The sequence below is a fragment of the Bacillus sp. FSL K6-0268 genome, assembly GCF_038005425.1.
Taxonomy (GTDB): Bacteria; Bacillota; Bacilli; order Bacillales; family Bacillaceae_G; genus Bacillus_A; species Bacillus_A thuringiensis_S.
In genome coordinates this window covers 5022739-5046619 of the sequence record NZ_JBBOTF010000001.1, presented here as the reverse complement: position 1 = coordinate 5046619, position 23881 = coordinate 5022739, and the positions used below count along the sequence as shown (strand labels likewise).

The following is a 23881-nucleotide window of genomic DNA, read 5'->3' as shown; positions in this document are numbered from 1 at the left end:
CATGATTTTACTACTTCATGACACCTTCTACATAAACTTATTTTCTAACTTTTGTTGAAACGACTTCTCTTGCTTACGTAGTAGTTGACTACCTCGTTGTAAAATCGGTGTTCCATACTTATCATTAATTTGATCAATGACAGCAAGTAGTGGTTCTTTTTTCGCATCCTCTTCAAATGAAAACAAATCTAATTGTTTCACCGATTCTGTCTTCCACTCTATTTCAGTAGCTGTAACACCTAGTAAACGAACGGAATCACCATCCCAATGTTGCTTCCATAAACGGGATGCTGCTTGAAAAATATCACGTTCTTCCCAAATCGCATTTTTCAATTGCTTACTCCGTGTTACTGTTCGCCTATCATGGTATTTAATCATAATTTGAATATTATAGCTGACAAGGGTTCGCTTTTGTAATCTTTTACTCACTGATTTTGATAACCGTTCTAACATATCAAGTAATTCTTTCTCTTCATCCATATCCTTTGAAAAAGTCATCGAGTTACCGACACTTTTATGTTGGCCCATTTGACTCGGATCCACTTCCCTATCATCCGTACCTTTTGCACGCTTTTGTAAATCAATACCGTGCTTGCCAATTTTAGCGCGAATGATATGCTCGTCTCCCTTCGCTAACTGTTCAATTGTATGTATATGAATTTCATTTAATTTTTCAGCTGTTTTTTCTCCAATCCCATGCATTGCTTCAACTGGAAGTGGCCAAATCATTTCTGGAATATCACGTTTTCGAAGCACGGTAATACCGAGAGGTTTTTTCATATCAGAAGCTGTTTTTGCTAGGAAAAGATTTGGAGCGATTCCGATACTACACGGAAGCTGTAACTCTGTTAATAGTGCTTGTTGCATCATCTTTGCTATTTCAAGAGGCGAACCAAGTGCATAGCAATCTGTAATATCTAAATATCCTTCATCTATTGAGACTGGTTGTATCTTTTCTGTAAAACGGGAAAGGACTTGAAACATTTGAAATGAAGCTTCGCGATATAATGTGAAATTAGGACGCCTTACAACTAATTGCGGGCATAATCTTTTCGCTTCCCAAAGGGGCATCGTCGTACGTATTCCGTATTCTCTCGCCTCATAACTACATGTTATTATAATTCCTTTTCTCTCTTTTTCATTTCCAGCAACCGCTAATGGCTTTCCTTGTAATGATGGATCATGAGCAATTTCAACAGATGCGAAAAAGCAATTCATATCTACATGTAAAATAACACGACCATTTTTCGGATACATTTCTCGCATAGTACTCACCCCCTGATCAGAACGTTCGTTCTTTTATTATATCAAATTTTGCACAATAGTTATAATAATTACTTGTTCTTTTTTATAATCGATATAAAGAGGATACACATGTGAAAGAGGCTGATTATGATGAAATTAACTATATGTTCCTTGTAGTTATATTAATCATTGCAATTAATTATTTACTACTTCCGATTTTCAATATGAATACGTTAGGATTATTCCCTCGTCTAGTACATATAGCAACAACGTATATACTTCCATAGTTTTTCTTATATTGGCTTATACGTCTTGTCAAAGCAATCGAGTCAAAATAAAAAGCGTGTAAATCACAATTGATTTACACGCTTTTTCTATTCCATTACTTCGCTACTTCTTCAATAATTGCAACAACTAATTCTGCTGTTTTTGCTAACTCTTCAACAGGAATTTTCTCGTTTGTTGTATGAATTTCTTCATAACCAACTGCCAAGTTAACTGTTGGAATACCGTGTCCTGCAATTACGTTTGCATCACTTCCGCCACCACTTTGGTGAAGAGAAGGTGTACGACCAATTTTTTCAGCTGCACGTTTTGCAACTTCTACAACGTGATCGCCATCAGCAAATTTAAATCCTGGGTACATAACGTTTACTTCAACGTCTGCATGACCGCCCATTTCTTTTGCAGTTGTTTCAAATGCTTCTTTCATTTTCGCAACTTGTGCTTCCATTTTCTCATTGATTAACGAACGAGCTTCTGCAAAGATTTGTACATGATCGCAAACGATATTCGTTTGTGTACCACCTTCAAAACGTCCAATATTTGCAGTCGTTTCAGAGTCAATGCGACCAAGTGGCATCTTCGCAATTGCTTTCGCTGCGATAGTAATTGCAGATACACCTTTCTCCGGCGCTACACCAGCGTGAGCTGTTTTCCCGCGAATAATTGCGTTCACTTTCGCTTGTGTTGGAGCTGCAACAACGATTTCACCAACTTTTCCATCGCTATCTAATGCGTAGCCATATTTCGCTGTAATACGCTCACGATCTAAAGCTTTTGCACCAACAAGACCTGATTCTTCTCCGACTGTAATAATAAATTCAATTTTACCGTGAGGGATATTTTTCTCTTTTAAAACACGGATTGCTTCGAACATTGATGCTAATCCAGCTTTATCATCCGCACCTAAAATTGTTGTACCATCTGATACGATATATCCATCTTTAATAGAAGGCTTAATTCCATTACCAGGAACTACTGTATCCATATGAGAAGTAAAGTAAATTGTATCAACACCATCTTTTGTTGCTGGTAAAGTACAAATTAAGTTGCCTGCACCATGACCAGTTACAGCCATTGTGTCATCTTCAAATACTTCTACACCTAAATCTGTAAATTTCTTCGTTAATACTTTGCAGATTTCTGCTTCAAATTTCGTTTCAGAATCTACTTGTACTAATTCCATAAATTCATTTACTAAACGTTCTTGATTAATCATAAGACTGCGCCTCCTGCACTACCATTATGTATGTAACACTACTAATTATAACAGAATTTCGCAAAAGTTTCGAAATACAAGACAAAAAACAGATGGTTTACATGTCTAGATAACCATCTGCTTTCTATTACTCATTTAACAATACCCAGCGCATATGATCCTCCCACACGCCATTTACCATTAACATCTTCCTAGACACGCCTTCATATTGAAAACCTATCTTCGTCACCACTTGTATAGATGCTAAATTACGAGGCATAATCGGAGCTTCTATACGATGTAACTGAAATTCCTCAAAAGCAACTTGAATTGCTTTTCTAAGTGCTTCTGTCGTATACCCTTTGTTTAACTCTGCTTTATCTAATTTATAACCGAGTACACAAGATTGATAAATGCCACGAACGATTAAATTAAATGAAATACACCCAATTATTTTTGTATCATCACCCTTTTTAAAAATCCATAGTCTGATGATTTTCCCGTCTTCGAACTCTTTTCTATCCTTTTGCAACTTTTTCTTTTGATAATCTAGCGTAAAAAAATCATCCGGTCTATACTCTTCCCAAGCTTTTAAAAATTCACGATTTCTGTCGTAATATTGAAGAACTGTTTCAGCATACGACTCATCTATTTCCCTTAAGTATAAACGATCTGTTTCGTATATTTTCATCATCGTATCTCCATTCTTCAGCTTGCCCAACTAAAAATTAACAATATATCCTTTAACTATATTCTCTATACACACTCAAATTTCCTGTTATATTTTGCAATCCCCTCCCGAATTTTGTCCTCACTCTCCCCTTGTCCATAATTTCATTTCTCGTTACAATGAAATTGTACTGATTTGCAAGGAGGTATAACGATGCATAAAAAAGCTCAAAAAATTATGGTTTATGTGATGCTAATTTCTATGCTTGTAACAACATTACTTGCTGGCGCGAGTATGTTTTGGTAAAAAGGGCGATGTGTTCGTCCTTTTTTTACTTTTTACACATGAAAAAATAAACCATCTCGACATCGAGATGGTTTATTTTATATAAAACACAATCGCTACAATACTAAAGGAAAATGACATTACAAGTGCTATTACAAAACTTGTATATTGTTTCTGCTGAAATGCTCCAATAACAAAAGTGAGATTAAGTAATGCCATACATACAATCGCTACAAGATAAGAACATATATTAAAAGTTGCCAATATGAATGTAATAACAAATAGAAATCCCATAAAAAACTGCATATACGAAAGTTTTGGATTCAAGTACATATGAGCAACCCCTTTATCTAATTTTATCTTTCTATACTTTCATTAACGCATGGTTATGTACACATGTCAAGACAACTTATTACAATAGAAAAAGCCAACCTTTTGAACTGACCCCAAAAAGTTAGACAAAGAAGTTAAGCGACTGATTGGATGTGAGTCCGGTATTGTACTGGACTCATTCCATTTAACTTCACTTTAATTCTTTTGTGATTATAATAATGAATATAATTCTCTAATTCTATCTTAAAATGCTCCATACTTTCAAAATCTTTAAGATAGAATAATTCAGATTTTAATAAGCCAAAGAAGTTTTCTATGACTGCATTGTCCAAACAGTTTCCCTTACGGGACATACTTTGGATAACCTTATGTTTTTTTAGTGATTGTTGATATATCTTCATCTGATAATGCCATCCTTGATCTGAATGAAGAATAGGAGTTTCTCCATCATTTAAGCGTGTAAAGGCTTTATTAAGCATTTTTGATACAAGTGAATACACAGGTTTATTTTCTATATTGTAAGCTATAATCTCCCCGTTATATAAGTCTAAAACAGGAGATAAATATAGTTTTTTACCATGGAGATGAAATTCAGTGACATCTGTTACCCACTTTTCATTAGGCTTAGATGCATTAAATTCACGCTTCAAAATATTCTTTGCGAATTTCCCTACTTCTCCCTTATATGAACGGTATTTTTTTATACGAACCATGCATTTTAATCCAATAATATTCATTAAACGACGAACTGTTTTATGGTTTAATATATATCCACGGTTACGTAATTCTAATGTGATACGACGATAACCGTATCTACCATAATTCTCTTCAAAAATCTCTTGGATTAATTCTTTAATGTTCTTATATTTATCTGGACGTTCCATTTGTTTAATCCAGTAATAGTACGTACTGCGGGCAATACCAGCGATTTTCACAAGATCGATGATTTTGTATTCGTGCCTTAATTCATAAATTACCTGTGCTCTGTCTTGATCTATGATTTGTTCTTTTTCTGAACTAAGGCATTTAACTTTTTTAAATAATCATTTTCCATACGTAAAAGTTCATTTTCTGCTTGTAGTGCTTCTATAGACCCCTCAACTAGCACTGTATCTTTTTTGGGTTGCACCTTAACCTTCTTATTTTTCATAGCTGGACGTCCCTTCCGCTTTGAACGTAGGGCATCCACACCATTTGAATCATAAGCTACTTTCCATCTACGAATTATTTCAGGAGAGGAAATATTAAAAATTGCCGCTGTTTCTCTAATAGATGTCCCTTGCGTATCCATATATTTAAGCACATCTAGTTTATACTGAAGCGAATAAGTTGTATAGCGTTTTTCAAAAGCTTTTTCTCCAAATGCCTCATATTGTTTGATCCACTGATAAATTACACTAGAATGAATCCCTAGAGATTTAGCAAGCCTTTTTCCACCATCTATTCCATTAAAATATTGTTTTACTATCTGTATCTTTTCTTTAGGAGAAAACTTTCCCATAAAAAAATACACCTCCAATTGTTAATTGTGTCTAACAATTGGGGTGCACATCATTTTCGTTGGCTTTTTCATATGCAACGGCTCCTTTTTCTTTTGCCAATTGCTGAAATGATTTTTTCGATTTCACAATCCATACTTTCGTTCCAATTGGAATACGATCAAACAAATATTCCACATCGTTTTTCTTCATTCTTATACATCCTTGTGAAATATACTTTCCAATTGAACTCGGTTGGTTTGTTCCATGTATTCCATATTTACTTCCATCAGTTCCTCTTGCATTAAATCCAATCCACCTTGATCCAAGTGGATTTTTTGGCGATCCACCTGGAATATCCTTTGCAATGTAATATGGATCCTTCGCTTTCATTACAACATCAAAAGTTCCTTCTGGAGTTAATTCATTCGTTTTCCCTGTCGCTACTGGAGAAACCTTTTGAATCTTTCCATCGTCAATGTAAGCTAATTTATTCGTTGCTTTATTTACAATAATAAAAGGATCTCCGGCACGTGGATTCTCCCCAAGAGGCCAAAGCGGCGATAAAGAAAGACATAATATGATAGAGAGAAGATACGGCATAGATAATTCCTACCTTCTATATAAGTTCTTTTATATTATCCTTTCCCTTAAAGCGACTTTTAATGAGTAAATATTGTTCCATTTCATACACAAGTTGAACAAGTTTCGCACGTATCTCAAATTCTTCGCGTGTAGCTGGCAATGGCATGTCTCTAAATAATTCCCTCATTTCTTGAAGCTGCCTTAAGGAAATAACGCCAGTACTCTCAGGGCTAATAGCATTACCAATGTTTTCAACAACATCTGCAATCATGTCAGCTTGTTCATATGTCCACGATAAAGAAGCTGCTAGTGGTATCATTCGCTCTAAAATTTCGAATTGTTGCATACGCATATTAAAATAACGATAGTAATAATCATCTTCTCGCATAAATGCATTCTCAAGTTTTTTAAACGATAAATCTCTTGCCTCATTTAACATATTCTCGGTTTCAATGAGTTCTGCTCCACTCCAACTACTTTCTCGATTTCGTAAATACACAACCATTTCAAACAAAATCGTTTTAAAATTACTCTCTATTTTATCTTGATACTCTTTTAGCTTATTTTCACTACTCGGCATATACATATTCACTAATAGAGCCACGCTAATCCCTATCGTTAATATAGCAATTTCATTTCCAACTATAAGCCATGTAATTTGCTTCAATGAATATAGATGCATAACAATAACTGAACTCGTGACAATACCTTCTTGAATTTTAAGCATTACTGCAGTCGGAATAAATGTAAGTAACAATATGCTAATTGCAAGTGGTGTATAGCCGATCGTTTCAAAAATACAAAACGCGAATACCATTGATAATACACACGCTAGAAAACGATGTAACGACACTTGAAGCGATTTGCGCTTCGTATTTTGTACACATAAAATAACTAAAATACCTGCTGAACTATAAAATTCTAATCCTAATAACTGAGCAATAAAAACTGCCGCGCCTGTCCCAATTGCTGTTTTTACTGTACGATATCCAATTTTAAACATATCATTACTCCTATATGTATAAACGTATTTACAGTTAGTATAAAAAAAGGATGACACAATGTCATCCTTTTCTACTTATTATTCACATAACCTTTTCATATTACAATATTTTTTGTAAAAATTGTTGCGCACGTTCACTTTTCGGCGCTGCAAAAAATTCTTCTGGCACACTATCTTCTACAAGCTTTCCTCCGTCCAAGAAAAGAACACGATCTGCCACTTCTTTTGCAAAGCCCATTTCATGTGTAACGATAGCCATCGTCATTCCTGTCGTAACTAACGATTTCATAACTTCTAACACTTCTTTCACCATCTCTGGATCTAGCGCCGATGTCGGTTCATCAAATAACATAACTTCCGGTTCCATCGCTAACGCTCTTGCAATTGCTACACGTTGCTTTTGTCCTCCCGAAAGACGATTCGGATACGTATCTTTTTTATCTACTAATCCAACCTTTTCTAAAAGTTTCTCCGCTTTCTTTTCAGCTTCTTGCTTCGTTACCCCTTTTACATTGATAGGAGCATACGTAATATTTTCTAATACAGTCATATGAGGAAATAAGTGAAAATGCTGAAATACCATACCGACATTTTCACGAACATGCATAACATTCGTTTTCGAATTCGTTACTTCTTCCGTTCCAATCCAAATGTGACCATCCGTTGGTGCTTCTAACATATTCATACAACGTAAAAATGTTGATTTTCCTGATCCAGAAGGTCCTATAATTGCAACTACTTCCCCTTTTTCAATCGTTGTTGTAATTCCTTTTAATACTTCGTTTTTACCAAATGATTTATGAAGGTTTTCAATTTTAATCACTTTTCTTCATTCTCCCTTCAATTGCCTTCCCGACTAATGTAAGAATAATGACTAACATATAATAAATGAGTCCAACAAAAAGTAATGGTTCAAGATATTTAAATGTCTCACCGCCTACGATGTAAGCACGACGCATTAAATCAGTCGCGCCTATTACTGTTACTACAGCCGATTCTTTCGTAAGTGTCGCAAATTCGTTCACAAGAGCTGGTAATATATTTTTTAATGCTTGAGGGAAAATAATATTTCTCATCATTTTTCCGTACGGTATCCCTAAAGCCATCGCTGCTTCTGTTTGTCCTTTATCAACTGCTTGAATACCAGCACGAATCACTTCTGACATGTATGCACCTGAATTCAAGCTAAATGCAAGTACAGCTGCTAAGAATGCTGGTATTTCATAACCAATTATTTGCGGGACGCCGAAATAAATAATCATTAATTGCAATACAAGTGGTGTACCACGAAAAATTGATGTATAAAAATCTGCTGCTATATTTAACGCTCGTATTCTAGCAATTTTACAAAGTGCTAATAATGTTCCTAAAATAAATCCTGCTAAAGCTGATACTGCTACAATTTTCAAAGTAACTTCTAAACCTTTTAGTATATATGGTATCGAAGGCGTAATCGCCGAAAAATCTAAGTTCATCCTTTTCATTCCCCTCAAAGAAAAGTGAAAGGCAGCTTATTTTTCGCTGCCAAACCATTTCTTCACTAATTTATCCATTTCTCCATTTTCTTGCATTTTTTTAATTACTTTATTAAATTCAGCTGTTTTATCACTATTTTTCGGAAGGGCAATTGCTGCGCCAACTTCTTCTGGCGCTTCTTTAATTTCAATTCCTTTTAAATCTTTCATTTTCTCTAAATAATTTTTAGCAACTGTGTCTTCTATAATTGCAGCGTCAAAACGACCAGCTTTAATTTCTTGTACGATTTCTGGTATACGGTCACGTCCCTCAACTTGGAAATCTACTTGTTTTTTAAATTCTGCTGCTTTCTCTTCTTGAATAGATCCTGTTTGTACTCCTACTTTTTTCCCTTTTAAATCCTCTACAGATTTAATATTAGAATCCTTTTTAGAAACGACCATATTTTTCGCAACAAAATAAATATCTGTAAAATCAACATTATTTTTACGCTCTGCAGTTGGCGTCATACCTGCCATTACGAAATCAACTTTTCCTGAACTAAGAGATGCTAATAAACCACCAAAGTCCATATCTTTCACTTTCACTTCATACCCAAGTTCTTTTCCGATATATTTAGCAACATCAACATCAAAACCAATAATTTCATCACTTTTTGAAGCTTCCACGTATTCATATGGTTTATAATCTGCTGAAGTCCCCATTACGAGTACTTTCTTATTTCCTTTTGTTTCTTTCGATTCCCCATTACTACAAGCGCTGAATATACTTACAATTAAAATAAGTGCAAACGATATTGATAATAACTTCTTCATCTTTCTTCCCCCTAATAATGTATATTTAAAAGTTTAATAGAATATTTATTCGATGTTTGTATTGTATCAGCACTTTTATTTTTATGCAATATATAAAATAAAAATAAATAAAATAACAATATAAACGCTTTTTGTCGTGTATAAAATAATGCATAAAATAACATAACTATGCATATCTCAGAAATTAAAATAATAAATAAAAAAGGCGGCACATCCACTTGATTGTGGACGTGCCGCCTTTTTTATTATTTTTTATAGTTCTTCACAATTCTCTTCGAAATACGATTGTAGTTTTGCAATAACTTGCATCGGTTCATGACCTTCAATTTCATGACGCTCTACCATCGTTACAATTTTTCCATCTTTTAATAAAGCAAATGATGGAGAAGAAGGTGGGTACCCTTCGAAATATTCACGCGCTCTTGCTGTCGCTTCTTTATCTTGACCTGCAAACACCGTTACAAGGTGGTTAGGACGTTTATCATAATGTACGGAATGCGCAGCAGCAGGACGAGCGATACCACCTGCACAACCACATACAGAGTTTACCATTACAAGTGTTGTTCCATTTCTTTTAAACGCTTCTTCTACCGCTTCTGGCGTCGTCAATTCTGTATATCCAGCAGAGACAATCTCTTCACGCGCTTGGCGGACAACATCATTCATAAAAAAGTTAAAATTAATCACTCTTTTCCCTCCTCTAAAACTACCTATTTGTATCTTACCAGTTAATGTTTATGAAATACAAGTAAGTTTACTTGTATTTAAGTATAGAAAAGGTGTTAGAGCACTTGCTCTAACACCTTTTCTTTAATGACCACGATGTTTTTGCTTTGCTTTTTGTACTTTAATTAAACGTCTTCTTTCTTTTTCAGCTTCTCGCTTCTCCTTAGACTGCACTTTCTTTTCTTGTTTATGCAATTCATAAGATAAACTAATCGCCTCTTGCGCCTTAGTAAAACGTTTAACATTTGTTTCTTTTGCTGTTTGTCGTATGATACGCTTTATATTTTTAGGACGCTGTTTTTCTTTAACTTCTACACCACATTTTGCAAAATGCTGAAAATGCTCTAAAAGTGAACCATTCACAAACATAAGCACTTCTTCATCTGACGGTTCCGCTCCAAAAATATACCTCGCTCCATACAATTTCCCTTGTTCTTTGCATGTAATAATTCCAACAAAAAATTGGCCATCATGATATACTGTCAACTCCATTGACAGCCCCTCCTTTAAAAAATTAGAAATACGGGACATCCCGGAGGGGAAGGTTACTGACATGAAATCATGCGTCTGGACTACCAACCAGAGCTGTGTTTTTGTATTTCTTTCACTTTTATTATATCTTTTTTTCCATAATCTTCATATATTCAGCAATCATTTTTTTATGCGATCCCACAATATAGTCAGGTAGTTCTGTTACTGAAAAGAATTTAAGCTGAACTGCTTCTTCTTTATTCATAACAAAATCCCCTTCGTATTCATCCGTATAATAGGCGGTTGTTACAGATTGAAATTCATCACCGTTTGCTAATTTTGTAAAGTAGTTCGCTCCAGAAAATACATTGATTAGTCGCAAGTTCTTCACTTTTATTCCTGTCTCTTCATATACTTCACGATAAGCTGTTTCTTCTGGTGATTCACTAAGCTCCATTAGCCCGCCAGGTAGCCCCCATTTTCCGTACGGCTCTGTCCGCTGCTGCAATAAAACATAACCATTTTCATTTATAACGAGTACAACAGCACCAACTAAAATTAAAGGGCGATGACCAACTATTTTTCGTAATTCTTCTACATATCCCACCGTATCGCCTCCTTTTTCGTTGTCCACACTATTGTATCATATGTACAAAACGACAAAATGCGTATATTTTTCATTTTTTTAACAAAATATTTATTTTATGTGATTCATCTACTGTAGCTAACATAATGGATTCAATTTCCGCACTCTTCTCTAAAAACTCTTTTGCCCACTCTTCTGTTTTTCCTATTAAAGCGAGAACGTCCTGTTGAATCCTTCCATTTTTCACTAAAATGAAAGAAACTGGAGACCTTCTCCCCGCCACTTTTAGATCCCGCCGAGAAGCTGCTTCATATTCTGGATACTGAAATATAGAAACAACGCCACTCGCTTCCCATAATGCTAATTTAACCGTTTGAATATCGCTCACATTTCGCATGCGAAGTTCCGAAAATAAATATTCCGCCGTAATTCTCGCCTTTTTCAAATTGCTAAAATCAATGGAACCATTGTGTATAAGAATGATAGGTGCTGGCTCTAAAAAGCGTCTCCATCTATCCCATTTCAGCATTAAAACTGAGCTTATAATATGAAGTACAACGAGTATGAACGTTGTAATCATCGAGCCCAGTAACCCTACTTTTTCATCAGACAATGCGTTAGAAATATTCCCACCAAGCAATAACACTAATACAACATCTAAAAAACGAAGTTGTGCGATAGACCTTTGCCCCATCGCTTTCGCAACTAATATTAAAAATATGTATGCTATAATAGCCCGAATAACCCATTCACTAGTAGAAAGATGCCGTGCTCCTTCAAAAATATGCATATGCATCAATTTGCACTCCTTACCCGTCTCAAACTGCTATCCTGTTTTAGTTTGCAACGTTTATGAGCATATATGTAAAAAAGCTGATTCGTTTAAAAACGAACCAGCTTTTTTTACTTAACTGAAAACATATATTTTTTATAAGTTTTCCGTACCGATAGTATGAGCCCCATCATAATCATATTCGAGAATAAGGAACTTCCCCCATACGATAAGAAAGGTAATGCAATCCCTTTTACAGGCATTAATCCAACGATCATACCGATGTTTTGGAATATTTGAACTGTTAATATACCAATCGATCCAGCGCATAATAATGTACCAAATAAATTATCAGCGGAATAACCAATAATAATTGTTCGATATAGTAGTAATAGGAACAAGAAGACAACTAACGCTGCTACGATAAACCCACCTTCTTCGGCAATTGTAGCGAAAATAAAGTCAGTATGCTTCTCTGGGATATAGACGCTTCCTCCCCCAAACCCTTTACCTTCCATTCCTCCACTACCTACAGCTAAAATCGATTGTTGCGTTTGGTAACCTTGATCTGCATTTTCAAATGGATTTAACCAACCTACAATACGCGACTGTTGGTGAGGTTTTAGTAAAGTAACTAAATTATTATAGAAAAAATCTTGATACTTAAAGAAAATAAATATTAAAGCAGATAATATGGTCAACGGAATAACTGTACATAATGCTATCAATTTCTTTTGTATACCCGACATAAATAAAATACATGCAATTGCAGCAGCATATAAGAACACCATACCTGTATCCGGTTGACTATATACAACCGCCATAGGCGGAAGTGACACTAGCATAATTTTACCTACTAGCTTTAAATCTGTTTGGAATGTCCTTGCCATATACTGTGCATTATGTTTCACTGCTATACTTGCTACTACAAGAAGCAATGCAATTTTGAAAAACTCAGACGGCTGAATTTGTCCAAATACTGGGAAAACAAACCATCTTTTTGCACCTAATTTTTCAGGTGTAAAACCTGATGGTGGTAATACTTTCAAAAGAATAAGTGAAGCAAACCCAGCAATATAAAGCGGCCAAGACAATTTTTGCAACTGATCTAAGTCAATGCTAGCAATAAGAAGTAACAATACAACCCCAATTATGTAGTTAATCCCCTGCTTCATAGCAAAGTTTGCAGCTCCATACTGTCCCGTTTGCTGACTGCTATATATAGCAGCTATACTCGTCACACATAGTGCACACAAAATTAAAATTAATTTTACATCTAAACTTTTTAGAAACTCGGTACTTCTTTTCATGACATCCTCCTGAAACATTGTTACAGCAAAATAAAAAACCAGGAGTCAACATTCTTCATGTTTTGACGACTGATTACACATTATCTATAAAACACTTATATAGAATAACTCTCTTTTTCATACAATACAATATATTATACTACAGTTTCATCAGTAAGATTTGCCAAAAAAATTATTCTTTTCTTATTTTATATCCATATACCATATATCAGCAATGTATTTTCGTAAATTCCTAATACATAATCGTTTATTGTAAGATTACTGGGAAAGGTATTTATACATATAGTAGGATGTAGATGAAGAAATAAGACGATAAAAAGCTCGCATAAGCGAGCTTTTTATTAATATACAGATGTATTGTTTTCTGACATGTTTTCTAAAATTTCTTTAACACGTCCTAAGAACTTACCACAGATTAAACCATCAAGTACGCGGTGATCAAGTGATAAACATAAGTTAACCATGTCACGAGCACCGAACATACCATTATCCATAATTACTGGGCGTTTTACAATTGATTCAACTTGTAAAATAGCCGCTTGTGGGTAATTAATAATACCCATAGATTGAACAGAACCGAATGATCCTGTGTTATTAATTGTAAATGTTCCACCTTGCATTTCGTCTGCTTTTAGCGATTTCGTGCGTACTTTTCCTGCAAGTTCTGTAATTTCACGAGCGATACCTTTAATTGTTTTCTCGTCCGCTTGCTTAATTACTGGTACAAATAGTTCTTCCTCTGTTGCAACAGCGATAGAAAGGTTAATATCTTTCTTCTGAACAATTTTATCGCCAGCCCACATTGAATTAATTTGAGGATACTCTTTTAACGCTTGTGCTACTGCTTTTACGAAGAAAGCAAAGAACGTTAAGTTAAAGCCTTCACGCTTCTTAAAGTCACCTTTAATTGAGTTACGGTATGACACAAGGTTTGTCACATCTACTTCAATCATCATCCAAGCATGTGGTGCTTCGTGTTTACTACGTAACATGTTTGCTGCGATTGCTTTACGCACACCTGTGACTGGAATTTCGATATCTCCAGGCATTGTAGGTACAGAAACTGGTTTCGCAGCTTCTACTTTTTGCGCTACTAGTGCTGCTTTTGGTGCTTCTGGGCGAGCTTCTACTACCGCCGCTACAGCTTCATCTTTCTTCGCCGCACCTGCTTGCGGAATATTTCCAGATTCCACTAGCTTTAAAATATCTTTACGAGTGATACGGCCGTTTGCTCCCGTACCCTCTACTAGATCTAAATCAACGTTATGCTCACCCGCAAGTTTTAACACAGCTGGTGAAAAACGTGGTTTTCCATCAGTTGGTTGTTTTACTTTCGGTGCTTTTTCAGGCGTAATTGCTGCTGCCTTTGGTTCTTCTTTCGTTTTTTCCTCAACAGCTGTTGCTGCTACTTCGTCTGCGCCTTCTACTTGAATCACACAAACTACTTCACCTACAGCTAACGTATCACCTTCACCAGCGATTAACTCTTTCACAATACCAGTGAAAGAAGATGGTACTTCAGCATTTACTTTATCAGTCATTACTTCTGCAAGCGGATCATACTTGTTTACGTGATCGCCAACATTAACGAGCCATTTACTAATTGTGCCCTCTGTAACGCTCTCCCCGAGCTGAGGCATTGTAATATTTTCTACAGCCATGTATAGTCCCCCCGATTAAAATTCCGCAAGTTCACGCATTGCTTTTTCAACTTTATCTGGATTTACCATAAAGAATTTTTCCATTGTTGGTGCATATGGCATTGCTGGAACGTCTGGACCTGCAAGACGTGCGATTGGCGCATCTAAATCAAATAGACAGTTTTCAGCAATAATTGCTGCCACTTCACTCATAATGCTTCCTTCTTTATTGTCTTCTGTTACAAGAAGAACTTTACCTGTTTTAGAAGCTGCTTCAATGATTGCTTCTTTATCTAATGGATATACAGTACGTAAATCAAGAATGTGTGCAGAGATGCCATCTTGTGCTAACTTTTCAGCTGCTTGAAGAGCAAAATGAACACATAATCCGTACGTGATAACTGTAATATCATCACCTTCACGTTTTACATCTGCTTTTCCGATTGGTAATACGTAGTCATCCTCCGGCACTTCACCTTTAATTAAACGATATGCACGTTTATGTTCGAAGAATAATACTGGATCTTCATCACGAATGGCTGCTTTTAATAAGCCTTTTGCATCATATGGTGTAGAAGGGATAACGATTTTTAAACCTGGTTGGTTTGCAAACATCGCTTCTACAGATTGTGAATGATACAATGCACCGTGAACACCCCCGCCAAATGGTGCACGGATTGTAACTGGACAAGTCCAATCATTATTAGAACGATAACGAATTTTTGCTGCCTCAGAAACAATTTGGTTTACTGCTGGCATGATGAAATCAGCAAACTGCATTTCAGCGATTGGACGCATACCATACATTGCTGCACCAATTGCTACCCCAGCAATTGCAGATTCTGCAAGCGGTGCATCAAGCGCACGCTCTTCACCAAATTGATCATACAAACCGTGTGTCGCTTTAAATACGCCACCTTTTTTACCAACATCTTCTCCTAAAACGAATACTTTTTCATCGCGTTCCATTTCTTCGCGCATTGCTAATGTAATAGCATCAATATAAGACATTACAGCCATGAAACGTTCCCCCCTATTCTGCGTATACGTGCTTCAATGCATCTTCAGGTGCTGCATACGGAGCATTTTCTGCATATTCTGTTGCTTCATTTACGATATGCATAATTTCGTCTAACATTTGTTTTTCCGATTCCTCAGTTAACACACCAGCTTCTTTTAAATAAGCCGCGAATGTTATAATTGAATCTTTTTTCTTTGCTTCTTCTACTTCTTCTTTATCACGATAAACACGATCATCATCGTCACTAGAATGTGCTGTTAAACGATATGATACTGTTTCAATTAAAGTTGGGCCTTCACCACGACGACCGCGATCTGCTGCTTCTTTTACAGCTTTATATACTGCAAGCGGATCGTTTCCGTCTATTGTATATCCAGGCATACCATAACCAATTGCACGATCTGATACGTTTTTACATGCTAATTGTTTTTCAACCGGAATAGAGATTGCATATTTGTTATTTTCACACATAAAAATAACAGGTAGTTTGTGTACACCAGCAAAGTTTGCCCCTTCATGGAAGTCACCTTGGTTTGAAGAACCTTCTCCAAATGTAACGAACGTTACTAAATCTTTCTTCTCCATTTTTCCAGCTAGTGCAATACCAACTGCATGTGGTACTTGCGTTGTTACTGGAGATGAACCTGTAACAATACGATTTTTCTTTTGACCGAAGTGACCAGGCATTTGACGACCACCAGAGTTTGGATCTCCAGCTTTCGCGAAAGCAGACAACATAAGCTCTTTAGCTGTCATACCAAATGCTAGTACAACACCCATATCACGATAGTATGGTAATGCATAATCTTTCTCTCTATCAAGAGCGAACGCCGCTCCAACTTGTGCAGCCTCTTGTCCTTGACAAGAAATTACGAATGGAATTTTACCAGCGCGGTTTAATAACCACATACGTTCGTCGATTTTACGTGCAAGTAACATCGTACGGAACATTTCTAATACTTGCTCATCACTTAAGCCAAGCTCTTCATGGCGCTTTTCTTTTACTTCTGCCATTTTTCATAACCTCCTAAATCCACATTTTTATGCGTGTAACGCTCTTCCATCTACAGCAAGTGCTGCTTCACCAATCGCCTCAGATAATGATGGATGCGGATGAATTGTATGTGCTACTTCCCAAGGTGTTGCATCAAGTACTCTTGCAAGACCAGCTTCAGAAATCATATCTGTTACATGTGGTCCAATCATATGAACACCAAGAATGTCATTTGTCTCTTCATCAACTACAAGTTTTACGAAACCATCTGATTCTCCGTATACAAGTGCTTTTCCGATTGCGCGGAATGAGAACTTACCTACTTTTAACTTATAGCCTTTTTCTTTCGCTTCTTGTTCTGTTAAGCCAACAGAAGCAACTTCTGGACTGCTATATACGCATTTTGATACCATAGAGTAATCAATTGGTGTAACTTCTTTCCCTGCAATATGTTCTACTGCAGCAATTCCTTCATGAGAAGCAACGTGAGCAAGTTGCAAACCACCGATTACATCTCCAATTGCGTAAATATGCGATTCTTTCGTTTGATAAAACTCATTTGTTTGAATGTATCCTTTTTCCACAACGATATCTGTGTTCTCTAAGCCAATATTTTGCGTATTCGCTTGTCTTCCAACAGATACAAGCATTTTTTCAGCTTTAAATTCTTTATTCTCACCGTTATGTTCAGCTTGGATTGTTACTCCATTATCTTTTACCAATGTTTCTGGTAATACTTTTGCACCAGTTACCACTTTAATACCTTTTTTCTTGAATAGACGTTGCATTTCTTTTGAAACGTCTTGATCTTCTAGTGGTAATATCGTTTTTGCATACTCTAATACTGTAACTTCTACACCGAAGTCAGCAAGCATAGATGCCCACTCAATACCGATTACACCGCCACCAACGATAATAATCGAACTAGGAAGCGTTTCCATTTTTAGGGCATGATCCGAAGACATTACGTATTCTCCATCTAATTCTAAACCTGGTAATGAATTTGGACGAGAACCTGTTGCAACAAGTACATTTTTTGGAATTAACATTTCATTCTCTTCTCCACTTGCAAGTTCAACTGAAATTGTCCCTGGCATAGGAGAGAAAATAGACGGGCCAAGAATACGACCAATACCTTCAAACACATCAATTTTACCTTGTTTCATTAAATGTTGAACGCCTTTATGAAGCTGCGTTACAATCTTCTCTTTACGCTCTTGTACTTTCGCAAAGTTTAGTTCTACATTGCTTGCAATAACTCCGAACTCTTCGCTTTTTTTAGCAGTTGCATATACTTCCGCACTACGTAAAAGAGCTTTACTAGGAATACATCCTTTGTGTAAACAAGTACCACCAAGATTTTCTTTTTCGACTAGTGCTGTTTTTAATCCTAATTGTGATGCACGAATTGCAGCAACATATCCACCAGTACCGCCGCCAACGATGACTAAATCATATTCTTTTGCCATTATCTCAACCCCTAGCTACCGTTTCTTTTTCACGTACAACGTATTCTTTTGGAGCTTCTTCTTCACGTAACACACGAAGTGCTCCTTCTGCTAACGCTTCTAACTCATCTTCGCCTGGATGTACGATAACATCTGCAATCCAGTCCACTCGCTCTTTTATTTCATCGACAAGAATTTTACTGTATGCCAGTCCACCAGTTAATACGATTGCATCGATTTTCCCGTGAAGTACAGCGCTAGCTCCGCCAATCTCTTTTGCAACTTGATATGCCATTGCCTTATAAATAAGAGTTGCTTCAGGATCACCTTTTTCAACCATTTTCTCTACTTTAATCGCATCATTTGTACCGATTAAACTTACAAGTCCACCTTGTCCGACAAGTTTTTTAATCATTTCATCACGGTAATACTCACCAGAGAAACACATTTCTACTAGTTGCCCTACTGGTACTGTACCAGCGCGCTCTGGACTAAATGGTCCTTCTCCGTTTAAACCGTTATTCACATCGACTACTCTTCCTTTTTTATGAGCACCAACTGTAATGCCACCGCCCATATGTGTAACTAATAAATTTAAATCCTCGTATTTGTGATTTAACTGTTCAGCTACTTTACGAGCAACTGCTTTTTGATTTAATGCATGGAAGATACTTTTGCGTTCCATACCAGCAATGCCACTTATACGAGCAACCGGCTCCATCTCATCTACAACGACAGGATCCACAATGAATGCAGGGATATTTAATCCAGAAGCAATTTCATATGCCAAAATGCCTCCAAGGTTTGAAGCGTGATGACCGCTAAAGCCATTTTTCAAATCTTCTAACATCGCATCGTTTACTGTATAAGTACCGCCTTCGATTGGACGAAGTAATCCACCACGTCCACAAACAGCGTTTAATTTTGAAATGTTAATACCATGAGAATGTAGAACTTCTAAAATCGTTTCTTTTCGAAACTCATATTGGTCGATAATTCGCTTATATTTTCCAATCTGTTCTACGTCATGACGAATCGTTTCTTCTAGAACGGGTCTTTCATTATCAAAAACACCAATTTTTGTGGATGTACTACCTGGGTTAATAACAAGAATTCGATTTACAGACAATGTTGCTACCTCCACTAATAAATTCAAAAGGAAGCGGAAACCTCATAAGAGGTAACCACACCTTTTGTAAAAGTTATATATGAATGATTAGCGACGGCTAATAATATCGTGACCGTTGCGTAAGTAAGTGCTACGAGAATTTTTCAAGCTTGCAATGCGCTCTTCAGCTAGACGATCTGCCGCTACATAAGTTGCTATGCCATCGCGTTTTGAAATTTCGATTACTTTTGCAATCGTGTCATAAATAGACTCAACACGTTTTAGTGCACGTTCTCTATTGTATCCATATAATTCGTCTGCTACGTTAATTACGCCACCTGCATTAATTACATAATCTGGTGCGTATACAATACCCATTTCATGAATGATGTCACCGTGACGATCTTCTTTTAATTGGTTATTTGCAGAACCTGCGATTACTTTTGCTTTAAGTTGTGGAATAGTTTCATCATTAACTGTTGCGCCTAATGCACATGGTGCGTAAATATCGCATTCAACACCGTAAATTTCATTTGGTTCAACTGCTGATGCACCGAATTCTTCTACAGCACGTTGTACAGCTTCTTTATTAATATCTGTAACGATTAATTTTGCTCCTTCAGCGTGTAAATGTTTGCATAGATGATATGCTACGTTACCAACGCCTTGAACAGCAATTACTTTTCCTTCTAAATTGTCAGTACCGAAAGCTTCTTTTGCAGCTGCTTTCATACCACGATAAACACCGTATGCAGTTACTGGAGATGGGTTACCAGAAGAACCGAATGATGGTGAGATACCTGTTACAAAGTCAGTTTCTTCGTGGATAATATCCATATCATCTACTGTTGTACCAACATCTTCAGCTGTAATGTATCGTCCGTTTAGTCCTTGGATATAACGTCCTAGTGCACGGAACATTGCTTCACTCTTATCTTTACGAGGATCACCGATAATTACTGTTTTCGCACCACCTAAGTTTAAACCAGCTGCTGCGTTTTTGTATGTCATCCCTTTTGCAAGACGCAATGCATCTTCAATCGCCGCTTCTTCAGAATCATATGTCCACATTCTTGTTCCACCAAGAGCCGGTCCAAGTGTTGTATCATGAATTGCAATAATTGCTTTTAAACCAGATTCTTTATCTTGACAAAATACCACTTGCTCATAATCATATTTTTCTAAGTATTCGAAGATTTCTAATGTCATTGTCGTTTCCCCCTAATGTTTTACCCTTTTTGGTTTATTTTGAAGCAGTCGCAACTGCCAATGCTAATGAATATACTTTTGTTTCTGCTGAATCAGCACGAGATGTTAAAACAATCGGTGCTTTTGCGCCAGCAATCATTGCTCCTACTTTTGCATCCGCAAAGTATACGAGTGATTTATATAGCACATTTCCAGCTTCAATCGTTGGGACGAGTAAAATATCTGCCTTACCTGCTACATCACTTACTATGCCTTTATGCTCTGCTGCAATTTGTGATACTGCATTATCTAAAGCAAGTGGTCCATCAACGATACAATCTTTAATTTGTCCGCGGCGATTCATTTGTGTTAACATCGCTGCATCAATTGTCGCCTGCATCGCTGGATTCACAACTTCTACTGCTGCAATTGGTGCCACTTTTGGCAAGTCGATTCCTATTGCCTGGGCAACTTCTACAGTATTTTGTATAATAGCAGCTTTTTGTGTTACATCAGGTGCGATGTTCATCGCTGCATCTGTAACGAAAATAAGACGATCATAATTTGGAACTTCAAATGCTGCTACATGTGAAAGTACGCTACCTTTACGTAGGCCCCACTCTTTGTTTAACACAGCCTTCAAAATATTCGCTGTTGGGATGTTCCCCTTCATAAGCACGTCTGCCTCACCATTTCTCACAGCTTTAACAGAAAGTTCTGCAGCCTCTGCATTAGACATTGCTGCAATCACTTCAACATGTTCTGAAGTTTGTAAACCATGTTCTTGTAGCATCCCCATTATTTTTTCTTGATTTCCATATAGACGAAATTGAGCTAGCTGTAATTTAATTGCTTTCGCTACAGCTTCAATTACTTCATGATCTTCAGCTACTGCTACAGCTACAGTTTTTTTAGGCTGTCCCGCTGCTTGATCAATTAAGTATTCTAACTTCATATTTTGTAATCAACCCTTTCCGTCGTCCCTCGTCTATTTATAAAGCAAATACCGTGCCAACTTTTAAAAGTGGTCTTACCAATAATGAAAACGCATTCAAAATGCAGTAAAATCAATACTTTGGAAAATAACAAAAGATTCTGTCTTATTTTGTCGCTTTTTGTATACCATGCAATAAATTGCACAGTACGCAATTTATTGCATGCTATTTTTTGCATGGTCATACTTTTCTAACTTATAATATAAATTTCGTACGGAAATTCCTAACGCTTTTGCAGTTTGTGTTTTATTCCCATCAAATCTCTCCAAATATTCATGAATAATATTCCCTTCAAACTCTGTCACTAAATGTTCAAGTGGCTTTTCTTCTAATTCAGGTAATAAATGAGATTGCTTTGACTCCACCTGCTCTTCGTTATGTAATGGTGGTAAATGTTGTACATCAATATATATCTCGTTATAATTCATAAAAATAATCGCTCGTCCTAAAATATTTTCAAGTTCTCTCACATTCCCTGGCCATTCGTATGATTGTAAATATAAAATAGCTGAATCAGTGAGCCCTTCTACATTACGACCATAATCTTGATTAATTTTTTGAATCAACCTGTCCGCAATTTTCGGTATATCTCCTTTACGTTGACGAAGAGATGGAATTTGAATTGGAATTTTATTTAATCGATAATATAAATCCTCCCTAAACTTCCCTTCTAGAATAGCCTTTTCTAAATTCACATGTGTCGCTGCAATTACTCGAACATTAATAGGTATCGCTTTCGTTCCACCAACTTTTACAATTTCTTTTTCCTGCAATACACGAAGGAGTTTCGCTTGTGTATTTGCAGATAACTCCCCTATTTCATCTAAAAAAATACTACCGTTATTCGCTTCCTCAAAGAACCCACGTTTCCCGCCTCTTTTCGCTCCAGAAAACGCCCCTTCCTCATAACCAAATAATTCACTTTCTAACAACGTCTCCGAAATGGCCGCACAGTTTACACGGACGAACTTATTGTATTTTCGATTACTTCCATTATGGATTGCATGGGCAAACAATTCTTTACCAGTCCCAGATTCACCGCGTAACAGTACCGTTGCCGGTGTATTCGCTCCTAGCTTCGCCTGTTCGATAGCTGCAGTTGTTTCATCTGAATTTCCGACAATATCATCAAAAGAATATTTCGCTTCTAATGTGCGAATGATTTGCCTCGCTCTATTCAATTCATTTGTTAACTTTTGAATTTCCGACACGTCACGGATAACGCCGACGCTTCCTTTCAATATTCCATCCACAATAACTGGCGCTACGTTTACAATTACATCGCGCTTTTTTTGCCCAATCTTCATATGTATTCCGCGCACCGCACGACGCGTTCGAAGTACTTTCATATGCATACTTTCGCCTTCTACAATATCAGTTGTAGCAGGCTTCCCAATAATATCTTCTTCTGTTAAACCCGTTAATTTCGTATATGCCGGGTTAATGACTAAACCTCTTCCTTTTTCATCCACAACCGAAATCGCTTCTTCAGATGAGTTAATAATCGCCTCTAATAGTGTTTGAATTTCTTTTAAGTCTGTAACTTCTTCCGCTAAATCTACAACTTCTGTTATATCTTTAAAAATTGCAAATGCCCCTTGTACCTCTCCGCCCTCTTTTAATATCGGTATACGCGTTGTAATAATTTTCTTTCCATTCTCTAATGTTAGTTCATAATTTACTTCTATTTGTTTCGTACGTATAATGCGAAGTAATTTACTAGTCGGAATAACTTCTAAAATATATTTTCCTATCGCCTCTTCTTTTTTATATCCGATAATACGCTCTGCACTTTTATTAAAAAGACGAACTTGTCCCTCTTGATCAATTACGATCATGCCGTCATGCGTAGAATTTAAAATTAATTCTCCTTGTTGCGTTTGTTCCTCTAACCGCCCAATTAACCCTTCCTTCTCATGCGCTAATCCTGTAACAATTTTTGCAATATCACCTGGTATAAGAAGAGTGTCTTTTTTCTTTTTTTCCAATAAAACTTTATGTACATCATCTTCACCTGTCATATCAAATATTACATCGATATGCATAGAAAGAAATGGAGTTACACTTTCTCCAATTGCAATTCCATATTCCTTAGCAATTTGTAATCCTTTTGCCAACGGATTTATATCAATAATCCCTATAATTTGAAATATATTCGAACTATATAACAGATTCAGCAGTGCGCTCCCGCCTTCACCTGCACCAACAATTAATACTTTTTGTTTCATATATTACACTTCCTCTCGAAGTAA

Annotated in this window: 25 protein-coding genes; 2 read left to right on the top strand and 23 right to left on the bottom strand. The window is 36.5% G+C overall.

Annotated features, from left to right (window positions below):
• Window positions 1–27: 27 nt before the first annotated feature.
• The gene (locus MHI28_RS26425) at window positions 28–1266 is read right to left on the bottom strand and encodes a DNA polymerase IV (RefSeq protein ID WP_001208861.1); all 1239 of its coding nucleotides are present in this window, start codon (window positions 1264–1266) and stop codon (window positions 28–30) included.
• Window positions 1267–1376: 110 nt separating this feature from the next.
• On the opposite strand from MHI28_RS26425, the gene MHI28_RS26420 reads away from it, so the two are divergent.
• Complete coding sequence (locus tag MHI28_RS26420) at window positions 1377–1532, top strand: hypothetical protein (RefSeq protein ID WP_000656487.1); 156 nt, start codon at window positions 1377–1379, stop codon at window positions 1530–1532.
• Between the two features lie 95 nt (window positions 1533–1627).
• On the opposite strand, the gene MHI28_RS26415 is transcribed toward MHI28_RS26420, so the two are convergent.
• Together MHI28_RS26415 and MHI28_RS26410 are read right to left on the bottom strand one after the other, a co-directional pair.
• Complete coding sequence (locus MHI28_RS26415) at window positions 1628–2746, bottom strand: tripeptidase T (protein ID WP_000609803.1); 1119 nt, start codon at window positions 2744–2746, stop codon at window positions 1628–1630.
• 127 nt (window positions 2747–2873) lie between these two features.
• Window positions 2874–3419, bottom strand: coding sequence for a GNAT family N-acetyltransferase (locus MHI28_RS26410; protein ID WP_014894891.1), 546 nt, complete (start codon window positions 3417–3419; stop codon window positions 2874–2876).
• A gap of 189 nt (window positions 3420–3608) precedes the next feature.
• Here MHI28_RS26410 and prli42 point away from each other — a divergent pair, with 189 nt between their 5' ends.
• The gene (gene prli42 / locus MHI28_RS26405; RefSeq protein WP_000549037.1) at window positions 3609–3701 is read left to right on the top strand and encodes a stressosome-associated protein Prli42; all 93 of its coding nucleotides are present in this window, start codon (window positions 3609–3611) and stop codon (window positions 3699–3701) included.
• Window positions 3702–3773: 72 nt separating this feature from the next.
• Here the strand turns inward: prli42 and MHI28_RS26400 are convergent, their stop codons facing one another.
• The 20 genes from MHI28_RS26400 to MHI28_RS26305 form a co-directional block, all read right to left on the bottom strand.
• Window positions 3774–4013: a DUF3894 domain-containing protein gene (locus MHI28_RS26400; protein WP_000281167.1), complete on the bottom strand. Its 240-nt coding sequence runs from the start codon at window positions 4011–4013 to the stop codon at window positions 3774–3776.
• 134 nt (window positions 4014–4147) lie between these two features.
• A protein-coding gene (locus MHI28_RS26395; protein ID WP_327947199.1) for an IS3 family transposase occupies window positions 4148–5514 on the bottom strand; the annotation gives its coding sequence in 2 pieces (ribosomal slippage) (window positions 4148–5052 and window positions 5052–5514; 1368 coding nt in all).
• A gap of 31 nt (window positions 5515–5545) precedes the next feature.
• Complete coding sequence (locus tag MHI28_RS26390; RefSeq protein WP_340828333.1) at window positions 5546–6094, bottom strand: L,D-transpeptidase; 549 nt, start codon at window positions 6092–6094, stop codon at window positions 5546–5548.
• A 16-nt stretch (window positions 6095–6110) separates the two neighbouring features.
• Window positions 6111–7079: an aromatic acid exporter family protein gene (locus tag MHI28_RS26385; protein ID WP_000472671.1), complete on the bottom strand. Its 969-nt coding sequence runs from the start codon at window positions 7077–7079 to the stop codon at window positions 6111–6113.
• Between the two features lie 100 nt (window positions 7080–7179).
• Complete coding sequence (locus tag MHI28_RS26380) at window positions 7180–7902, bottom strand: amino acid ABC transporter ATP-binding protein (protein ID WP_000590207.1); 723 nt, start codon at window positions 7900–7902, stop codon at window positions 7180–7182.
• The gene (locus tag MHI28_RS26375) at window positions 7895–8554 is read right to left on the bottom strand and encodes an amino acid ABC transporter permease (RefSeq protein ID WP_001046915.1); all 660 of its coding nucleotides are present in this window, start codon (window positions 8552–8554) and stop codon (window positions 7895–7897) included. The genes MHI28_RS26380 and MHI28_RS26375 overlap by 8 nt, the downstream gene beginning before the upstream one ends.
• 36 nt (window positions 8555–8590) lie before the next feature.
• Window positions 8591–9370: a transporter substrate-binding domain-containing protein gene (locus MHI28_RS26370; protein ID WP_000735462.1), complete on the bottom strand. Its 780-nt coding sequence runs from the start codon at window positions 9368–9370 to the stop codon at window positions 8591–8593.
• Between the two features lie 252 nt (window positions 9371–9622).
• Entirely contained in the window at window positions 9623–10036 is a 414-nt protein-coding gene (locus tag MHI28_RS26365; RefSeq protein ID WP_001979317.1) for a BrxA/BrxB family bacilliredoxin, read from the bottom strand.
• Between the two features lie 144 nt (window positions 10037–10180).
• On the bottom strand, window positions 10181–10588 hold the full coding sequence (locus MHI28_RS26360) for a YjdF family protein (RefSeq protein WP_000424202.1): 408 nt from the start codon (window positions 10586–10588) through the stop codon (window positions 10181–10183).
• Window positions 10589–10709: 121 nt separating this feature from the next.
• On the bottom strand, window positions 10710–11174 hold the full coding sequence (locus tag MHI28_RS26355) for an NUDIX hydrolase (protein WP_000542551.1): 465 nt from the start codon (window positions 11172–11174) through the stop codon (window positions 10710–10712).
• A 70-nt stretch (window positions 11175–11244) separates the two neighbouring features.
• The gene (locus MHI28_RS26350; RefSeq protein ID WP_000550977.1) at window positions 11245–11949 is read right to left on the bottom strand and encodes a DUF421 domain-containing protein; all 705 of its coding nucleotides are present in this window, start codon (window positions 11947–11949) and stop codon (window positions 11245–11247) included.
• A 107-nt stretch (window positions 11950–12056) separates the two neighbouring features.
• Complete coding sequence (locus tag MHI28_RS26345) at window positions 12057–13235, bottom strand: FtsW/RodA/SpoVE family cell cycle protein (protein ID WP_000831177.1); 1179 nt, start codon at window positions 13233–13235, stop codon at window positions 12057–12059.
• A gap of 341 nt (window positions 13236–13576) precedes the next feature.
• Window positions 13577–14896, bottom strand: coding sequence for a dihydrolipoamide acetyltransferase family protein (locus tag MHI28_RS26340; protein WP_000257641.1), 1320 nt, complete (start codon window positions 14894–14896; stop codon window positions 13577–13579).
• 15 nt (window positions 14897–14911) lie between these two features.
• Entirely contained in the window at window positions 14912–15895 is a 984-nt protein-coding gene (gene bfmBAB, locus MHI28_RS26335; protein WP_000290078.1) for a 3-methyl-2-oxobutanoate dehydrogenase subunit beta, read from the bottom strand.
• A 13-nt stretch (window positions 15896–15908) separates the two neighbouring features.
• Window positions 15909–16910 carry a 3-methyl-2-oxobutanoate dehydrogenase subunit alpha gene (bfmBAA, locus tag MHI28_RS26330; protein ID WP_000852551.1) on the bottom strand — a complete coding sequence of 334 codons (1002 nt, stop codon included), beginning with the start codon at window positions 16908–16910 and terminating at the stop codon, window positions 15909–15911.
• 27 nt (window positions 16911–16937) lie between these two features.
• Window positions 16938–18359 carry a dihydrolipoyl dehydrogenase gene (gene lpdA / locus MHI28_RS26325; protein WP_001051295.1) on the bottom strand — a complete coding sequence of 474 codons (1422 nt, stop codon included), beginning with the start codon at window positions 18357–18359 and terminating at the stop codon, window positions 16938–16940.
• 4 nt (window positions 18360–18363) lie between these two features.
• Window positions 18364–19467 carry a butyrate kinase gene (buk, locus tag MHI28_RS26320; RefSeq protein ID WP_000115782.1) on the bottom strand — a complete coding sequence of 368 codons (1104 nt, stop codon included), beginning with the start codon at window positions 19465–19467 and terminating at the stop codon, window positions 18364–18366.
• Window positions 19468–19554: 87 nt separating this feature from the next.
• Window positions 19555–20655 carry a leucine dehydrogenase gene (locus MHI28_RS26315; protein ID WP_000171355.1) on the bottom strand — a complete coding sequence of 367 codons (1101 nt, stop codon included), beginning with the start codon at window positions 20653–20655 and terminating at the stop codon, window positions 19555–19557.
• A 34-nt stretch (window positions 20656–20689) separates the two neighbouring features.
• Entirely contained in the window at window positions 20690–21589 is a 900-nt protein-coding gene (gene yqiS, locus MHI28_RS26310) for a phosphate butyryltransferase (RefSeq protein ID WP_000764673.1), read from the bottom strand.
• 195 nt (window positions 21590–21784) lie between these two features.
• Window positions 21785–23857, bottom strand: a complete 2073-nt coding sequence (locus tag MHI28_RS26305) for a sigma-54 interaction domain-containing protein (RefSeq protein ID WP_000810981.1) — start codon at window positions 23855–23857, stop codon at window positions 21785–21787.
• Window positions 23858–23881 lie beyond the last annotated feature (24 nt).

Coding starts and splice junctions, on each gene's coding strand:
- bfmBAA (WP_000852551.1), bottom strand. CDS start 16,910: ATGGCAGAAGTAAAAGAAAAGCGCCATGAAGAGCTTGGCTTAAGTGAT.
- MHI28_RS26370 (WP_000735462.1), bottom strand. CDS start 9,370: ATGAAGAAGTTATTATCAATATCGTTTGCACTTATTTTAATTGTAAGT.
- MHI28_RS26350 (WP_000550977.1), bottom strand. CDS start 11,949: ATGCATATGCATATTTTTGAAGGAGCACGGCATCTTTCTACTAGTGAA.
- MHI28_RS26385 (WP_000472671.1), bottom strand. CDS start 7,079: ATGTTTAAAATTGGATATCGTACAGTAAAAACAGCAATTGGGACAGGC.
- MHI28_RS26410 (WP_014894891.1), bottom strand. CDS start 3,419: ATGATGAAAATATACGAAACAGATCGTTTATACTTAAGGGAAATAGAT.
- MHI28_RS26345 (WP_000831177.1), bottom strand. CDS start 13,235: ATGAAAAGAAGTACCGAGTTTCTAAAAAGTTTAGATGTAAAATTAATT.
- yqiS (WP_000764673.1), bottom strand. CDS start 21,589: ATGAAGTTAGAATACTTAATTGATCAAGCAGCGGGACAGCCTAAAAAA.
- MHI28_RS26365 (WP_001979317.1), bottom strand. CDS start 10,036: ATGAATGATGTTGTCCGCCAAGCGCGTGAAGAGATTGTCTCTGCTGGA.
- MHI28_RS26305 (WP_000810981.1), bottom strand. CDS start 23,857: ATGAAACAAAAAGTATTAATTGTTGGTGCAGGTGAAGGCGGGAGCGCA.
- MHI28_RS26375 (WP_001046915.1), bottom strand. CDS start 8,554: ATGAACTTAGATTTTTCGGCGATTACGCCTTCGATACCATATATACTA.
- bfmBAB (WP_000290078.1), bottom strand. CDS start 15,895: ATGGCTGTAATGTCTTATATTGATGCTATTACATTAGCAATGCGCGAA.
- MHI28_RS26400 (WP_000281167.1), bottom strand. CDS start 4,013: ATGTACTTGAATCCAAAACTTTCGTATATGCAGTTTTTTATGGGATTT.
- lpdA (WP_001051295.1), bottom strand. CDS start 18,359: ATGGCAAAAGAATATGATTTAGTCATCGTTGGCGGCGGTACTGGTGGA.
- MHI28_RS26315 (WP_000171355.1), bottom strand. CDS start 20,655: ATGACATTAGAAATCTTCGAATACTTAGAAAAATATGATTATGAGCAA.
- MHI28_RS26360 (WP_000424202.1), bottom strand. CDS start 10,588: ATGGAGTTGACAGTATATCATGATGGCCAATTTTTTGTTGGAATTATT.
- MHI28_RS26425 (WP_001208861.1), bottom strand. CDS start 1,266: ATGCGAGAAATGTATCCGAAAAATGGTCGTGTTATTTTACATGTAGAT.
- MHI28_RS26340 (WP_000257641.1), bottom strand. CDS start 14,896: ATGGCTGTAGAAAATATTACAATGCCTCAGCTCGGGGAGAGCGTTACA.
- prli42 (WP_000549037.1), top strand. CDS start 3,609: ATGCATAAAAAAGCTCAAAAAATTATGGTTTATGTGATGCTAATTTCT.
- MHI28_RS26390 (WP_340828333.1), bottom strand. CDS start 6,094: ATGCCGTATCTTCTCTCTATCATATTATGTCTTTCTTTATCGCCGCTT.
- MHI28_RS26415 (WP_000609803.1), bottom strand. CDS start 2,746: ATGATTAATCAAGAACGTTTAGTAAATGAATTTATGGAATTAGTACAA.